Source organism: Sporosarcina sp. Y1011, from assembly GCF_057669885.1.
In genome coordinates, this window is the sequence record NZ_JBYHFP010000019.1 from 1 (window position 1) to 16,087 (window position 16,087).

The 16,087-nt window shown below is 37.8% G+C and carries 15 protein-coding genes and 1 pseudogene; 14 read left to right on the plus strand and 2 right to left on the minus strand.

Annotated features, from left to right (window positions below; translation table 11 throughout):
* The coding region (locus AC25Y5_RS15880) for a hypothetical protein (RefSeq protein ID WP_488141150.1) at positions 1-537 on the plus strand (537 nt) is incomplete at its 5' end.
* A 211-nt stretch (positions 538-748) separates the two neighbouring features.
* On the opposite strand, the gene AC25Y5_RS15885 is transcribed toward AC25Y5_RS15880, so the two are convergent.
* On the minus strand, positions 749-1,894 hold the full coding sequence (locus AC25Y5_RS15885) for a YsnF/AvaK domain-containing protein (protein ID WP_488141151.1): 1,146 nt from the start codon (positions 1,892-1,894) through the stop codon (positions 749-751).
* Between the two features lie 901 nt (positions 1,895-2,795).
* Between AC25Y5_RS15885 and AC25Y5_RS15890 the strand changes: the two genes are divergently transcribed.
* The 5 genes and pseudogenes from AC25Y5_RS15890 to AC25Y5_RS15910 all read left to right on the plus strand — a co-directional run bounded on the left by AC25Y5_RS15890 (position 2,796) and on the right by AC25Y5_RS15910 (position 9,139).
* Positions 2,796-3,065 carry a hypothetical protein gene (locus AC25Y5_RS15890; protein WP_488141152.1) on the plus strand — a complete coding sequence of 90 codons (270 nt, stop codon included), beginning with the start codon at positions 2,796-2,798 and terminating at the stop codon, positions 3,063-3,065.
* Positions 3,066-3,158: 93 nt separating this feature from the next.
* A complete protein-coding gene (locus tag AC25Y5_RS15895) occupies positions 3,159-3,407 on the plus strand; it encodes a hypothetical protein (RefSeq protein ID WP_488141153.1) in 249 nt (82 codons plus the stop codon).
* Positions 3,408-4,486: 1,079 nt separating this feature from the next.
* Positions 4,487-4,720: pseudogene (locus tag AC25Y5_RS15900) on the plus strand (transposase); the annotation flags it as partial.
* Between the two features lie 346 nt (positions 4,721-5,066).
* The gene (locus tag AC25Y5_RS15905) at positions 5,067-8,099 is read left to right on the plus strand and encodes an efflux RND transporter permease subunit (protein WP_488141154.1); all 3,033 of its coding nucleotides are present in this window, start codon (positions 5,067-5,069) and stop codon (positions 8,097-8,099) included.
* Between the two features lie 332 nt (positions 8,100-8,431).
* On the plus strand, positions 8,432-9,139 hold the full coding sequence (locus AC25Y5_RS15910) for a YetF domain-containing protein (protein ID WP_488141155.1): 708 nt from the start codon (positions 8,432-8,434) through the stop codon (positions 9,137-9,139).
* A gap of 139 nt (positions 9,140-9,278) precedes the next feature.
* Here the strand turns inward: AC25Y5_RS15910 and AC25Y5_RS15915 are convergent, their stop codons facing one another.
* Complete coding sequence (locus AC25Y5_RS15915; protein WP_488141156.1) at positions 9,279-9,920, minus strand: SDR family oxidoreductase; 642 nt, start codon at positions 9,918-9,920, stop codon at positions 9,279-9,281.
* Between the two features lie 406 nt (positions 9,921-10,326).
* On the opposite strand from AC25Y5_RS15915, the gene AC25Y5_RS15920 reads away from it, so the two are divergent.
* From AC25Y5_RS15920 to AC25Y5_RS15955, 8 genes are all read left to right on the plus strand, one after another.
* Entirely contained in the window at positions 10,327-11,316 is a 990-nt protein-coding gene (locus AC25Y5_RS15920) for a helix-turn-helix transcriptional regulator (RefSeq protein WP_488141157.1), read from the plus strand.
* A gap of 80 nt (positions 11,317-11,396) precedes the next feature.
* Entirely contained in the window at positions 11,397-11,606 is a 210-nt protein-coding gene (locus AC25Y5_RS15925; protein ID WP_488141158.1) for a hypothetical protein, read from the plus strand.
* 2 nt (positions 11,607-11,608) lie between these two features.
* Positions 11,609-12,025, plus strand: a complete 417-nt coding sequence (locus AC25Y5_RS15930; RefSeq protein WP_488141159.1) for a hypothetical protein — start codon at positions 11,609-11,611, stop codon at positions 12,023-12,025.
* Positions 12,026-12,314: 289 nt separating this feature from the next.
* A complete protein-coding gene (locus tag AC25Y5_RS15935) occupies positions 12,315-12,929 on the plus strand; it encodes a hypothetical protein (RefSeq protein WP_488141160.1) in 615 nt (204 codons plus the stop codon).
* Between the two features lie 55 nt (positions 12,930-12,984).
* Positions 12,985-13,164: a hypothetical protein gene (locus AC25Y5_RS15940; protein ID WP_488141161.1), complete on the plus strand. Its 180-nt coding sequence runs from the start codon at positions 12,985-12,987 to the stop codon at positions 13,162-13,164.
* A 1,472-nt stretch (positions 13,165-14,636) separates the two neighbouring features.
* Complete coding sequence (locus AC25Y5_RS15945; RefSeq protein WP_488141162.1) at positions 14,637-14,876, plus strand: TIGR04540 family protein; 240 nt, start codon at positions 14,637-14,639, stop codon at positions 14,874-14,876.
* A 27-nt stretch (positions 14,877-14,903) separates the two neighbouring features.
* Positions 14,904-15,494 carry a DUF1819 family protein gene (locus AC25Y5_RS15950; RefSeq protein WP_488141163.1) on the plus strand — a complete coding sequence of 197 codons (591 nt, stop codon included), beginning with the start codon at positions 14,904-14,906 and terminating at the stop codon, positions 15,492-15,494.
* 12 nt (positions 15,495-15,506) lie between these two features.
* On the plus strand, positions 15,507-16,073 hold the full coding sequence (locus AC25Y5_RS15955; RefSeq protein ID WP_488141164.1) for a DUF1788 domain-containing protein: 567 nt from the start codon (positions 15,507-15,509) through the stop codon (positions 16,071-16,073).
* Positions 16,074-16,087 lie beyond the last annotated feature (14 nt).

Genomic DNA, 16,087 nt, shown 5'->3' on the forward strand with positions numbered 1-16,087 from the left:
AAAGACAAAGACAAAGACAAAGACAAAGACAAAGACAAAGACAAAGACAAAGACAAAGACAAAGACAAAGACAAAGACAAAGACAAAGACAAAGACAAAGACAAAGACAAAGACAAAGACAAAGACAAAGACAAAGACAAAGACAAAGACAAAGACAAAGACAAAGACAAAGACAAAGACAAAGACAAAGACAAAGACAAAGACATAGAAAAAGACAAAGACAAAGACAAAGACAAAGACAAAGACAAAGACAAAGACAAAGACAAAGACAAAGACAAAGACAAAGACAAAGACAAAGACAAAGACAAAGACAAAGACAGAGACAAAGACAGAGACAAAGACGAAGACAGAGACAAAGACAGAGACAAAGACGAAGACAGAGACAGAGACAGAGACAGAGACAGAGACAGAGACGAAGACAGAGACAGAGACAGAGACAGAGACAAAGGCAAAGACGAAGACGAAGACGAAGACAGAGATAGAGACGAAGACAGAGATAGAGACAAAGACAGAGACAGCGACAGCGACGCTGACTAAGACACAGACATTCAGTAAATGATTTTAAGTTTCTGTGCACGGTACTATTCAATAATTACAACTTAATTCTATAATTAGTGACTGACACAGGTACCTCTTTTTAAAAAAGGCTGACTTCAAAAGTTCACCTTTAAGTGATCTTTGAAATCAGCCTTTTTTTGTATAATATCTAAGAAACGCATCACCTCTCCAAACCTATTACTGAGAATTATTATTTTTTCTTTTTTATTTGATTTTTATTATTTTTATTTTCCTCATCGATTGAGGAATTTTCGTTGTTGTGGATTGCTTCTTCCTTTTTTACAGTAGCTGCTGAAATTGGTTCGGAACTTTTACTTTCCTTACTAACAGGAGAATCTGTTAGTGTCCCGCTTACCTCGTCCTTTTTACTGACAGCTAATACTGGTTTGTTTTTCTCTCCTTGTACAGCGAGGGAGCTTGTGCGTTTTTCGCGGGTTTCTTCCTTTTTGTCCTCCGCCGCCATTATACTTTCAATATCGGGATTGCCTTCCACGATCAAAATATTAGGGCTTACTGTAATATCTTCTACGTGCCCTACTGTGTCTTGGTAAACTAGTTTCCCTGCTGCGATTGCCGTAGGGACTGAACGCTCAATCCGAGCTTCTTCTTTTCTAATGGTATCCTGTACCTGTTTTGTTTCTTGAATTTTTCTCTTGCCTATAATTACCTCTTCAACAATTACAGCTCTTTTCGTTACCTCTATTCTTTCTTCCATAATGGGGATGCGAATAATTTCATCCTCTCTAAAAGGGCTGCCATCTAACTTTCCATCTATGACAGGACGTCGCTCTACATATACTTCTTCTCGAAATAGTGGAACATGAAAGGTTCTCTGTTCTTCCACTACTTCTTTACGGAGCTGTAATTCTCCAACTTGGACATTCTCTTTTGTAATTTCAAGCTGTTCTTCATGGAGTCGGACAGCTGTTGAGTTTTCAGTTTCATATTGTGTTTTATAGACAGGACTGTCGTAAGTTGTATTCGTATCAACCAGCAATATTATTTTCCCCTTATTTATTACCTCTTCACACTGTTTTGCTGTATATTCTGGTAGGCCCCTTTCAATTAGTTTGCTGGACAAGGAATTAGCCTGTGTGCGGCCCATTCCTGCTGACAACATGGAAAAATAGCTGTTCATCATAACACCTGCTATAGTACTCACTTGTTGATCTGCCTCTACCATGACTCCGGTGCGAGAAGTGACTAATGGAATGGCACTTTTATTTTCTGCTACCACCATCATATCTGTTTCTCGATGCCCCTGACGTTTCAATCCTTCAATTGCAAACAAGACTTCTTCATCTGAATTAAAGCTCCCAACAATTCTTTTTTCCATATCTATCATCCTCCCAAAATATACTACATATGAAAAGTAATAACATTCACATGTATTAGATAACTACCCGAGAGATCTTCACTTGAAACAACTAAAAAATGAATAATATAATAATTTACAATACTTAGAGGAGAATACGCTCATTTCTATAACTAAACTTGAAATGAAAAAATGGTTGGTTTTTTATTGCATAAAAGACTCGGGTTAGTAAAAAAGGGAAAAAATTATCGTGCATTGGAAATTGAAATTGAAATTGAAATTGAAATCGAAATCGAAAATTTAGAAATTGAGTTAAATCTATTAACTTATAATTTTGTAAGTGAAATTCCAAGAATGTATTTTTTGAATCTGACAAGTATCAGCAGAAACCAGCGGATATGATTGATCAGTATACGCCACCTAGTCGTGTGATTCCGTATGTGAGTTATGAGGAATGGGCTAAGGGGAAATAGAATCAGTGGAGAGGTTATTTTGGTGCAGTCCTGTTCGCCTCGGGTATAATGATATTGTACTGTGGTTGAAATTACGGTAAAGGAGGTGGATCATTTTGCTTCACGGATATATTGTTAAACGCGATTATATTTTAGGGAGGAAGTGATCCGCTATCTCGGTTCGTTGCTCCGTTATGCAACCGGTCTTTGAGCACAGATCTAAAAGAAGCTTATTTATTGTGCTCTTATAGACGCGAACTATAAGGGCACAAGGAGGAATTATCAATTAGATTAGAAGAAATCACAGCATGGCTCTTAGCCAATAAAGATAACGCCGATGTAAAAAAGTACCTCGAAGAGCTTTCAACGCCTACAGTTGAGGGGGAAAGGGTTCCTAGATACGGATGCAGGAAAGAAAGTGTTACAACCTCGTTTGGATAGCAATTTCACAAGAGGTCTTACTACATGGAATGAAAAAAATCTCGACACTCTCGGCGAATCAGAAGTCGCTAAACGTAACCCGTCTAAATCGCCTATTGAAATTCAACTCGATGAAGGAATTTAAATCAAAAGCTATTGATATGACAATTATAGAAGTGTTGGTTAAGAATGATCTCACTACAAAAGAAGAATTCAAAGATGAAGCTGATGAGATATTTAATGAAATTAAAATGCTAGAATTAAAGGGTATACTAGAGTTGGATGATGAAGAATTCGAAAAGTATGTCGGGAAAGAGTGAACGAAAGCATCCTTGAGGGTGCTTTTTCTATGCCTAAAATAAATAAACTTAAAGGGTTTTCACCTTCTATGACGAATGTTAGTCTGAGGGGAGGTGAGAAAGATAAAATCTTATGAAGTGCATTTATCGTTGGAGAACGGACAAAACTACTTGTTTTTTAAAAATGCAGTAAGTAAAAAACAAATAATTGATGAAATTACTAATGAGCACAGTCAAATGTGGTATCACTTTATTTCTAAAGACTATGTTAAAAATCAAGTAAGAAAAGACCAAGTTGTAAGTATCGGAATCTCTTTAAATAAAGAGGAAGCTCAAGAGTTTGAGTCTACATTGAATTATTAAAATTTAGCACCTTATCCAGAGGTGCTTTTTCTATGGCTAAAAATAATGGAGGTGGACGGTGATGTGATGTGCCTAATTGGGAAGAGATTCACAGAGAGTGGGAAACCACAAAAATAACACTTGCTGCATTAGCTGAAAAGCATGATGTGAAGCTTGGATAAGAGGTCCATCTAAGAAAGATGCAGCCAAAAAACAAAAGGAAGCAACCATTTCGAAAAGGATGAAACCGAATAAAGAGATAAAAGAGCCTATTGTTGAGTCGGATGAACTGACTGAAAAACAAAGGCTTTTTTGTATTCATTACATTAAATGCTTCAATGCTACTAATTTTAGGCGCCTGTGCGTGGCACTATTCAGTACTTTTGCGACTTCAGCTAGTTCCTCAAAATATTCCAATCTTCAAATTACGATTTATTGTCTTTCCATTTTCAGCGTAGAGATAACTTCCGCAATCGTCTTCAGCAACCGGATTTTCACTCTGTGTCCGTCGAGGCCAGTCATTCTGAAATATTTATCTTCTACAACAAGTCCGACCGGCTGGATAGGAAACTTGAAATATATTCATGCAGTTCTATTAAATCTTCGAATCCTATTTCAAATAATTTCCAAAACCGCTATACAACTTCAAATCTAATGCCCCATTTAGTATTCAGTTACATTTCTTCAGTAAGTGCTTCAAAAGTGATATTAGATCACTTTACGTATTTTTACATTAAATTAACAGTATTACAATAATTGTAGAGTAATATGAAATTATCTGTAAATTCTGGACGGAAAAATAATAGAATGGAGTGTTGTTGGCATGGTATTCGTAATGAAAGAAAACAAGTCATTGCGTCGTTTTCTTTGGAGTTGCCCTCGTTAATTTTAAGTAGCTGTGCGCGGAACTATTCAGTAAATACAATACAATTCTATAAATAATTTCAGGTACGCCGTGCATAAAAATACTCAGAATATTAGCTGCAATTGAATAATGATAGAATAAAGAACAGACAAATTGGATAATGTCTGGTTTTTTTGTATGTTTATTCGGGTGTGTGAATTGTTTGTCTTTGTCAAGCACAGGTACTACTTTTTAGGTAGAAGAAGCTAATATTCCCGCATTTTTAAAGGCGATTAAAACGTTTAAGAATTGGCAAGTTGAGATATTAAATAGTTTTATCTTCAAGTATTCAAATGGTTTTTTAGAGGGTATCAATAACAAATCAAAAGTGATGAAGCGTAATGCAAATGGTTTTAGGCGCTTCGATCACTTTAAAGCAAAGATATTATTGAACATTAAGTATAAAGAAATCGGGGTTCATTTAGGATAAAGGGTGACGTGCAAATCACATCACCCCAACATTTGACTTAGAACCCAGAAACCTTATGATACTCTGCAGGCGCTTCATCCCGTTTGAAGGCCATAGGAATGATAAAGAACTTTATTCTGCACATCATTAATTTAAGGTATCTGGTTCTGAAACTATTCGAAATTTAATGAGAACCTGCTACCCATTATCGCTAAGCCTTAGGTCTTAGAAAAAGATAATACTAAGGATCAATGTGGAATATATTTCTATTTTATACAATAAAGATGCAACTAAAACGATGGAAGGAAGCATATGTTAATAAGTCGGAATTTTGTAAATTAATTTAGTTTTTAGGAGGAGACTTTCTATGTCGATATTTACCAAATGGGCTTTTGGTAACAAAGCCGCTGTCGCTGTATTAACCATTTTGATATTAGTGATAGGCGTTGTCAGTTATTTTAGACTACCTATGGAGTTTTTACCATCTGCCGATAATCCGCAAGTCACTATTATTTCCATGGGTCAGGGAACTGACTCCAAAACAATGGAATCCGAAGTAACCATTCCGATTGAAAGAGCAATTACAGGATTAAATGGTAAAACATCCGTCTATTCTACAACTGGAGATGGATTTTCAAAAGTGGATCTGTTCTTCGAGGCAGGAACTGATATGAAACAAGCCAAACAGGACGTACAAGAAGCGATAAGCAATGTAGCTTTGCCTCTGTATCTCTCCAAGCCAATAATCTCACAGCTAAATACTTCTATGATTCCAATTGCTAACATTGCCGTCAGCTTTAATGAAGGTTTGACTACCGAAAATATTGATTTTGCACGTGAAAAACTTCCATCTCTCTATCAAGAAATCAAAGGGGTTTCTAAAGTAGATGTATATGGGATTACAGATTCCATCATTTCCGTCAAGATTGATGATGGGGTATTAGCTGAAAATCAGATTTCTCTTCAAGCAGTTATGGGGATTCTTCAAGGTCAAAATACTGCTATATCTGTCGGTGAAAAGATGATCGATGGGAAAACAAGTAATATTAAAGTAATAGGTGATTTAACTAGCATCGAAAAATTGAAAGGTTTAACTATTACACCTGATTTAACGCTCGCGGATATTGCAACGATTGAAGAAACAAAAGATGCGAATTTCATTAGCCGTTTCAACGGTAAGGATAGCTTAGATATTAGCATCACAAAGGATAGTCAATCCAATGCAGTGACTATTAGCAAAGAAATTGAAAAAGTAACAAAGGAAATCAATAAAAAGTATAATCAGCAAGAATCTGTTATTTATATATCCTCTGCTGATTTAGTAGAAAATTCTGTTCATACGATGATAAAAGAAGTACTCCTTGGCGCACTATTTGCAACGATTGTCATTATGCTCTTCCTACGAAATATCCGTTCTACATTTATCACCATTGTATCGATTCCTTTATCCCTTTGCTTCACACTATTTTTACTGTCATGGTCTGGAGTGACATTGAATATTTTAACACTTGGCGGTGTCGCTGTTGCAGTTGGTCGTCTAGTTGATGACAGTATTGTCGTCATCGAAAATATTTTCCGCAAAATGCAAATAGAGAAATTCTCCGTCCAAATGATTATTGATGCAACGAAACAAGTAGGAGTCGCTATTACTGCTTCTACAATAACAACAGTAGCCGTTTTCTTACCGATGAGCTTATTAAATGGTGGCCTTCAAGAATTCCTTTTACCATTCGCTTTAACGATTACCTATTCTTTGCTAGCCTCTTTAATCGTTGCGTTGACTGTTGTTCCGATAATGAGTGCGGGATTATTGAAGAATACAAAGTTGCCTGAACCTAAGCCAGCTGTTCGTTTCCCGAAAATAGTTACATGGTCCTTAAACCATAAATGGATTGTCTTCTCGATTTCCATCTTCCTTTTCATCGGATCCATTGGTACTTACTTTGCCATCCCAAAAGGTGCAGTTGATAGCTCCTCTGCAGACTATGTCTTGACCACGCTTAGTTACCCGAATGATACACCACTTGAAAAAGTAAAGGAAAAAACTATGGAACTGGAGTCATCTATTCACAAAATGGATGAAGTAAAACATGTGTTTTCACAGGTAGGTTCTCCAGCTGAAGCGGCACAATATGGCTGGGTTGGATCACCGACTGAAGCAACCTTCAGTATTTTATTAGAAGATAAAAATGATACAGAACACATCGTAAAAGAAATGGAAAAGAAAAAAGATCAATATGCTGATGCCCTCTTAGAAGTAACTACTGCTTCCTTTATGATGGGAGGAGCAAGTACGAATATTATCATTGATGTAGTAGGTGAAAATTCAGCAGATTTAGAAGATGTGGCAACTACTATAAAAGAAAAAGTACAGAACCTGGAAGGTGTAGAGGAAGTTACGACCAATCAAGATGAAAAGAAAACCGTATACTCCCTCGTTGTAGACCCAACAAAAGGAAACACCGAACAAATTGCACAACAGTTAGGAGTGATGTTAAATAAGACACCAATCGGAACGATTAGTTTAGATGATAAACAAAAAACTGTATTTCTAGAACCTCTCCTAGATACGAAAACACCTGAAGACATAGAAAATATACCAGTCATGACTGATACGGGTCTTGTCCCTGTATCATCCATTGCTAAGTTACAAATTGAAGAGCGTTCAACTAACCAGTTCCATAAAGATGGGGATGCCTACTTCCGAGTAACAGCTTCAGTTGATCCAGCCAAGCTATCGGAAATTTCGAAGGCAGTAAATCTAGAAATTTTCGGCGATAAAAATGACAAGGAAGGCATGAAGCTTCCAGAGAATGTCGAGGTTCTAGTAGGTGGATCAAGTAGCCAACAAGCAGATGATTTTACAGATTTATTTCTCATTATGCTTGTTTCCATCGGGATTGTATTTTTAATAATGGTAATCACATTTAAGTCAATCAAAGCGCCAATCGCTATTCTTTGCTCTCTACCACTAGCTGCAATAGGAGCCATTTTAGGAATTCTTATCAGTGGAATATCAGTTGATATCACGGCACTTTTAGGAGCATTAATGCTAATTGGTATCGTCGTAACAAATGCGATTGTACTTTTAGACCGAGTAAAACAAAATGAACAAAAAATGATTATTCGTGATGCGCTTGTTGAAGCAACCGCAACAAGGATGAGACCGATTTTTATGACTGCGATTGCAACTATTTGTGCGATGCTTCCACTTTTAGTGAAACAAGCAGAAACAGGAAGTTTAGTATCACAAAGTCTCGCGATTGTTGTTATCGGTGGGTTAGCCATGGCGACCTTGCTAACTCTGATTGTTATCCCTTGTATATATGAATTGCTTTATTTTAGAAAGTCTAAGAAACAGCGAATTAGTCAAGCTGCTGAACAAGATATATCCATATAATAAAAAACCAGACCTTAGCTTAAATGCTATTGGTCTGTTTTTCATTGTTCGTTCTTGCTTCTTTTTAAATTTACGTGTGCGCGAAACTATTCAGTAAATACAATGCAATTCAATAATAATACAAGGTAAATCAACACCGATGCGATTATTCTTTACTTTTTGTATAAAGACTTGAAAATGTGAATTGTTTGTCTTAGTGTCTGACACAAGTACCTCTCACTATGAAGTAAAAGTGGCGCATTCCCTCGAATGTAGTTACCCGTTTGAGGCTTTTTTTTTTCGTATATACTAAAGAATGTAGGGAACACTCATGATACGGAGGTGTTGAGGATATGGGCGAAATGTGGGAATTGGATTTCTGGGAAATGATACTAAGGGTAACGCTCTCATTTATTGTCCTGCTCATACTTGCGCGCCTTATGGGGAAAAAACAGGTTTCCCAATTGACATTTTTCCATTACGTAACAGGCATAACAATCGGTTCCATCGCTGCTGAAATTGTTAGTAAATCAGGTGGCCCTTTTTTGAATGGTCTTTTATCGATGGTTTGGTGGTCGCTGCTGACATTGCTCATGAGTTTCATTGCACTCAAATCACAGAAAATGCGTGTCATTCTTGACGACGAGCCGACAATTGTCATGCATGGAGGGAAATTAATTGAAAAATCCATGAAAAAATCACGTCTCAGTATTAATGATTTGAACATGATGCTACGGGAACAAGGGATTTTTTCAATTAAAGACGTCGATTATGCCATTTTGGAAACGAATGGGAACTTAAGTGTTTTGAAAAAAGCGGGGCAGGAACCTGCTACGAAAAAAGATGTGAACGCACCCGCACCTCAACCGAAATATATTCCAACGGAAATCATATCTGAGTATAAAGTCGTCAAAAAGAATTTAAAAGAACTGAGTTTAACAGAAGAGTGGTTGTACGAGCAGTTGAAAAAACAGGGTATCGGACATATCGAGCAAGTCTTTTATGCAGAAATTCAAGCTGATGGAAGTTTATATGTGGATAGCAGTGCCGAAAATAAATGATAAAAGCGTCATGAATCAGTCGAAACTGTTTTATGACGCTTTGAATAATGGAGTTACTTATTGGTTAACGAGTTCTAATTTGCAAGTTCATGTCCAAAAACTGTAAAACACCCTGAATAAACTATAACTTTTAATTTAATTAAACCCTATTTAATGCTTCCGAAATCTGATCCTCACCCGACACAAGATCAAATGAACGATTAAAAGTATTTTCCTTCGTTAAAGTTGCTAGAATCGTCTTGGCTACGTCTTCACGTGGAACTGATGCTGTAGGCAAGTCTTCGGCAATTGAAACTTTTCCGGTACCTGGTTCATTTAGAAGACCTCCAGGACGAATAATCGTATACGTTAAGCCGCTTTGTTCAAGGATGTTATCAGCGTGATGTTTGGCAACCATGTAATATTGTAAGCTGCTCCAGTTTTCTCTTTTATTAGCATGAATGGCACTCACCATAATAAATCGATTGACGCCAAGTATTGTAGCGGCTTCTATCGATTTAGCCGCGCCATCCAAATCAATCAAGATTGTCTTATCTGCCCCAGTATGTCCACCAGATCCCGCGGTGAAAACAAAGGCATCACAGCCTCTCGCAGCTTCAACAATTTCCTCTACGCTTCCTTCCAAATCCGCAAGCCTTGTTTCTACACCCAGTGTCTCAAAAGCCGTTGCTTGCTCTTCCTTACGCACCATAGCCCTTACTGTATGTTCATGACTTTCTTTTAAAAGATGTACAAGATGTTGACCAATTTGTCCGTTTGCTCCAACAACAAAAACTTTCACAATGAACAACTCCCTCTCTATCGTGCTGAGTAATGATTCGCGGAAGATAGGATCAATTGTTTGAATTTCATCATTCCTTAATTGAACTTTCCGGTTTTTTTAATTATTCAGCACATGGCTTGATTGTATCAATAGAATCCCTTGTTGGGTACCAATCAAGAATGACATTGGCTCGTCTTCTGTCTAAATTCGATGATAGGGAAGTGGAAATCTCTATATTACTATGCGTAGCTTCACTACATTATAGAAGGGCAGTATCAGTTTCAGTGTGGTAAAATAAGACTATTGAGAAAAATATCACATGGACAATCTATCATATCTTTATAAATTTCTGCAGCCACTTTCTAAAGAACTTGCATGCGTCGTGCAGGTACTGAAAATTCCCCGAAAAAGGGTGTGAAATTCAATGACAACTGAACCAGTAACAGCAAGAGATCGTTTGTTAGAAGTCATCCGCATTTTACAAGAGTATACGGATGAAAAAACGATGTTGACGATTCATGATGTCCATGGTCTCTTCCCGGAACATGTAAAAGTAGGAATCGGGGCAGTTCGTGACGATGTCCAATCTCTTGAGAATTCGATTGCTTTTCCAGTTGTTGCTGTCCAGCAGAAAAAAGGGTTACCCAAAAGATATTATTACGACGGTCGGCTTTTCGAAATACATGAACTGCGCTTATTAATGGATGCCATTTCAGCAGCAAAATTCATTCCCCAACGAGACACAAATCAATTGCTCATGAAAAACAGAAAACTAACAAGCAGAAGTTTGGCCACGCAGTTGACGAATGAATTAGTTGTAGCTGATGAATCATCACAAGGAGCAGTTGAAATCATATCTACTGTTCAGTCATTGCATGAAGCAATCCATGATCAACGAATGGTCGCATTTCAATATGGAAGGTACGGAAAGAATCTTCAATTTAACGTAAGACATGAGGGTAGTGACTATTTTGTTAAACCACTCGGGCTCGTGTGGAATAATGATCGCTATTACTTAGTGGCCCATTTTATTAAAGAAGATGAAATCCGGCAATACCGTGTTGACCGCATGCGTACTGTTCGTATACTGGAAGAGCATTTTGTAGCTGATTCTTATTTTGAATTGAAAACCTATACTGGCGGGATGTTCCATATGTTTGGCGGTGATATGATTTCACTAGAAGCAACGTTTCAGGACAAACTGGTTAATGTCGTCATTGATCGCTTTGGTTTAGATGCCAATATTGTAGATCAACAAGACGGGACAATTTTATTGAAGGCACAAGTGGCTATGAGCGAAGGTCTTGTCCGTTGGCTATTCCGATGGGGCGGCGACGTCAAAGTACTGCATCCCAGCCAACTTGCCCAGCGGATGAAACAAGAAGCAGAAAAAATGTATGAGCAATACCGATGACCTTTGTGGATATACGCAAAGGTTATTTTTTATGGGCATTTACAATGAGAGAGTAAACACTAAGAGGGGGTTACATTGATATGAAGAAAATCATGTTGATAGGAAGTACATTTTTGTTGTTGGTACTAGCGGCTTGTGGTGACATCGATGAGAAAAACAGCCGGGAAGTGACACCGGAAAATGAAGCGGCCGCAGAAGAGGTAAAAGAGGTAGTTGCGGAAGAAGCGGAAGAAGTTGTTGAAAAGCCAATCGGTACAAGGTCAATTCTCTACCGTTCGGAGAAACGATAACAGTGAAGGAAAACATTTATGATGATAGTTATAATGCCAATGAATCACTCTTGGAGATAACGCTACTTGAAACGATTCGTGGAGATGCAGCTTGGGCAGCTATCGAAAAGGAAAATATGTACAATGAACCAGCAGCTGAGGGATTTGAATATGTGTTGGTTAAGGTAAAAGGATTGTTAAAGGAATCTGAAACAGATGACGACAGTCTCTATTTTTCAAACATGAATTTTAAATTCGTCTCGAATGAAGGGGAAGTATATGAATGGGCATCAGCTGTCGTTCCAAATGAATTGTCAAAAGAGCTTTACAATGGTGGTACAGGCGAGGGCTATATTGCAGGCCAAGTGAAAATAGAGGATGACTTCAAAGTTTCCTATGATTCGAGTGAAGGTTCGCCTGTTTTCTTTTATGTGCAGTAACTGAGCCAATTTCATATTAGAGGTTATTGTATTAAAATCCTAACAAGGTTGATTTACACTCCAGGCGGACGCTTTCCGCGGGCACGGCTTCAATCTCCTCGTCACTGCGTTCCTGCGGGGTTTTCAGCTCGCGCTTTTCCCGCTGGAGTCGCCGCCTTACGTTACAATCAACGAAAATCCTTGTATACGAATAATCGATAACAAAATTCCGATAATATTAGGGTTTTAAAATTAAAATATGTAATTACGAAATGGATTCAACTGATTAGAAAGAGTGGAGATGAAACGGATGAAGAAAATATTGATTGCAGTTCTCATAGCTGTGGTGTTCATTGTATCGGCTTGTTCGGCTAGTAATGACTCAAGTAAAGGAGAAAAACCAGATGAGAAAAAGACAGAGGAAACAGGGGGCGCGCTTGAAGTTGATAAAGGACTTTTAACAGTTGAAGTGACCATTCCCGCTACATTTATGGAAGGGGAAGACATTGATAACGTGGTTGCTGAGGCAAAAAAGGATGGCATTAAAGACGTTACTAAAAATGAAGACGGATCTGTTACATACAAAATGTCAAAAGCGGAGCATAAAAAATTGATGAAAGAAATGAAAACGAGCGTAACGACCTATGTCGATGAATTAGTAATTGATGAGGACTTCGCATCGATTCAAGACATTAAGCATAATGGATCCTTCTCTGAATTCACAGCAGTCGTCGACAAAGCTGCTTACGAAAACAGTTTTGACGGATTTGCCACGATAGGCCTTGCAATGTCGGGTATGTACTACCAAGCGTTCGACGGAACGAATGCAGAAAAACTGAACGTAACTGTGCATTCAGAAGATGCCACCACAGGAGAAATCTTTGGCACTACTGTTTATCCGGATGCGTTGGAAGAAATGGAATGAGTGCATAGTTCTGTTTAACACACCGGGCACTCACCGAAAACAAGGAGGGATGAATATGAAAACCATTGGCATACTTTTACTCATTGTTGGCGGAATTGGATTGGACTTATCTACGATGATGTTTGGCGATATCGGAATTGCCGCAGCAATTGGTGCCATAACTGCAATTCTTACGGGTGTAGGATTTGTGAAGTTGAATAAACAATTGGGGCTACAAATGAAAGAAGCTAGATAAATCAAAGAAAAAGCATGATCCTCAGATTGAGAGGACCATGCTTTTTCCATTCCCCAATAAAAAGGGGGGTGCTCGGAAAATTTGATAGTTTTTTTCAATTGCACAAACTGTTCTTGCTGACGATTAATACGTAAAACTCGTCCGTGCAGTTTGATGGAGCTGACTCATTTAGCCATTCGGCCATGCAGTCGCAATATGTTTGGTACGCGATTCGCTTCATTGAAGTCAGTATCTAGTTGCACTTTAAACAAAAAACGTTACGCTTACTGCTTGATCAACACATTAAATCGGAACCCACTCAAACGGTTCTTAAAAAGTGAAACATCGCCAGCAAAGCAAATTTTCCGCCAAGGCTGTGCAGTTCATCGTCAGATTCACCCGTAGGTTACTCGTCTACTCGGTTCATCCTTCGGTAGTTCCGCCTTGTAATCTAACTATACCCGCGGTGGAGTAAGGTAAACCACTTTTTTTAAAAAACTTGTTTAGGTAAGGTCCTTCGCCATAAGCCAGGCAGTTTACCCGCCAAACTTATGGCATCGGCTATCCCTCTGTAAGGCGACTTCGCTTAGTTAGTACATATTATTTATAAATACACCACGCAACGGTAGCTGGTACCTGATAGAAGGAGGACAAATTGACCAATAAAATAATTATGGAAACTAGTGGATATGTCTGAGGTCCATATGGAGAACAATATGTGTTGTACGATTTCAAACGTCTTGTATAGGGTGGTTATTTTTTTAGCCGCGGGATTGCTTAATTATGGAAGCGCAGGGATAATGCCGCCGTGGTAAAATAAGACTATAATGAGAATTTCACACGGTCGAAGAAAACGTCATATCGATAATCAACCATTCTTCTATAATTTTCTTGAATCACTTTCAAAAGAACCCGCATACGTTGAACGTTTACTTGAAAACAGTGTATTCAAGAGCCCCCTCACAATGCTCACACATGCAAGAGTAATCGTTGAAAATATATTACAGTAAATCATCCAGGCAGCAATGCTACTAGACGAATCGTGGACAAATTCAAAAGAAAGACTTGTTCTGTTATATGAAAAAGGCTACTAACATCTGAAATCAGGGACGCAATTCACCAAGAAAGCAGCGTATGAATCTATAATGTTCCGCTACTCTGAAGCGCTGTTGTCATGGGATGCCGTCTATACAATCGGGTGTGCTGTTTTACTTTCATGAAGGAAAACTGAATGCAGACCAAATAGAAATGGTTGGGCAGTAGACGAAGGAATTAGTCATTCTTGCAAAGTATGAGATGGTAAAAGTTTTGAATTAATTTAAGGTAATTGAAAAAAATCCAAGCTTTGCAATAAACTGCAGACTGGGCTTCTATTGGTCCCTTTGCAAAGAATGCCGCACATTAATGCTATTAGCACTGTTATTCCATTGTATTACCAATGGAGTAAGAGTAAAATAAGAATAAGGTAGTAATCTATAAAGAGGTGAATGGATATGAAGGTGAAACTCTTTTACCGCACACAACGCGAGCTCGCAATAGCTTTAAATGAGTTAATTGATGGCTACTTTGATGAGTCTATTGATGAACCAGTATTGATTAAAGGTGTGACAGATATGTATGAAAACAATAGGAACAAGCTAATAAAGGACGGCGAATTTACGACTGTTGTGCAGCAACAATGTGGAAAACGTAGATTGGAAATTGTGGAACGAATATTAGAACTTGAAATATGAAAAAGTATATGAAATGAGGGAAAAGCAATGGAATTGGTCTATTCCTCAAGTCTAAATGGAGCTTCATTTTTGTTGTTTGAGTTGAAGCAAGTTGTGAAGCTGAAGCAACAAGGCATATCCAACCAGGAAATAAGAAAAAAAGTACAAATAGAAAATGTCTTTCAATTTGAAAATGAAAGTCGTATTAATCGAGTATTACCAAGTGTGATGAGAAGATTGGAAGTAATTGACGAAACACTCGCTACGATAATGCTGGAGGATTCAGTAGTCGATCAGAAAGTGCTTAATCTCTTTGCGATTATGAAAACGGATATTCTTTTCTTCGAATTTATGAATGAAGTGATTCGTGAAAAGTTTCGGGTAAATGATTACACATTAGAAAAGAAAGAATTGAATCTCTTTTTCACTGAAAAAGCGGAACAAAGTGAAAGAGTTGCGAGCTGGAGTGAAATAAATATTGAAAAACTTAAACGAGCATATATGCAAGTGTTAATAGAAAGCGGAGTAGTACAAGATAGAAATAGTGGAGAACTTAATCATCTTCTTATTAACGATCAAGTTAAAGAACATTTACGCCATTCCGGCGACAGTAGCTATATAGAAGCAATGGGCGGATAAGGGAGTGAAACAATGGCGAACTTAAATAAAAGACTGGATAAGATTATCGATAAAATAAAAGAAGAGAAGTTCATTGATGGACGTGGCCTAGGCAACGAGATTAGTTTTTATGTATTCGATTATGAAGCAGAGAAAGAGCTCCATGTTCGGGACTATATAGAGGTAATTAAAAAACACTTTGATTATAGCGGAACAAATAGACGTATCATCGAATTCGATTTATATAAAATGATGATTGACATTGCGAAAGAACGAAACATTTTTGACCGCGTTTTTGAGATGGAAGAGAAACAGGGGAAAGAAGCGTTGTTTCGTGCAATGACCATGTTTGCAAAGCCAGAAATGTTTCTTAAGAAAATCAATGAGCAAAAAGATGAATGTGATGTGATTTTCCTAACAGGTGTAGGCAAAGTGTTTCCTTTTGTTCGCTCTCATACAATCCTAAATAATTTACAAGAAATACTCGACAAGACACCTGTCATAATGTTCTTTCCAGGAAAATACGATGGGCAATCCTTGCAACTGTTTGGCAAATTTAAGGACGACAACTACTATAGAGCATTCCGCTTAGTGGATTAAAGGACGGGGGATTT

Excerpts from the sequence above, each read along its gene's own strand:
- AC25Y5_RS15905 (WP_488141154.1), top strand. The coding sequence starts at position 5,067 with ATGTCGATATTTACCAAATGGGCTTTTGGTAACAAAGCCGCTGTCGCT.
- AC25Y5_RS15920 (WP_488141157.1), top strand. The coding sequence starts at position 10,327 with ATGACAACTGAACCAGTAACAGCAAGAGATCGTTTGTTAGAAGTCATC.
- AC25Y5_RS15935 (WP_488141160.1), top strand. The coding sequence starts at position 12,315 with ATGAAGAAAATATTGATTGCAGTTCTCATAGCTGTGGTGTTCATTGTA.
- AC25Y5_RS15925 (WP_488141158.1), top strand. The coding sequence starts at position 11,397 with ATGAAGAAAATCATGTTGATAGGAAGTACATTTTTGTTGTTGGTACTA.
- AC25Y5_RS15890 (WP_488141152.1), top strand. The coding sequence starts at position 2,796 with ATGAAAAAAATCTCGACACTCTCGGCGAATCAGAAGTCGCTAAACGTA.
- AC25Y5_RS15910 (WP_488141155.1), top strand. The coding sequence starts at position 8,432 with ATGGGCGAAATGTGGGAATTGGATTTCTGGGAAATGATACTAAGGGTA.
- AC25Y5_RS15885 (WP_488141151.1), bottom strand. The coding sequence starts at position 1,894 with ATGGAAAAAAGAATTGTTGGGAGCTTTAATTCAGATGAAGAAGTCTTG.
- AC25Y5_RS15955 (WP_488141164.1), top strand. The coding sequence starts at position 15,507 with ATGGCGAACTTAAATAAAAGACTGGATAAGATTATCGATAAAATAAAA.
- AC25Y5_RS15940 (WP_488141161.1), top strand. The coding sequence starts at position 12,985 with ATGAAAACCATTGGCATACTTTTACTCATTGTTGGCGGAATTGGATTG.
- AC25Y5_RS15945 (WP_488141162.1), top strand. The coding sequence starts at position 14,637 with ATGAAGGTGAAACTCTTTTACCGCACACAACGCGAGCTCGCAATAGCT.
- AC25Y5_RS15950 (WP_488141163.1), top strand. The coding sequence starts at position 14,904 with ATGGAATTGGTCTATTCCTCAAGTCTAAATGGAGCTTCATTTTTGTTG.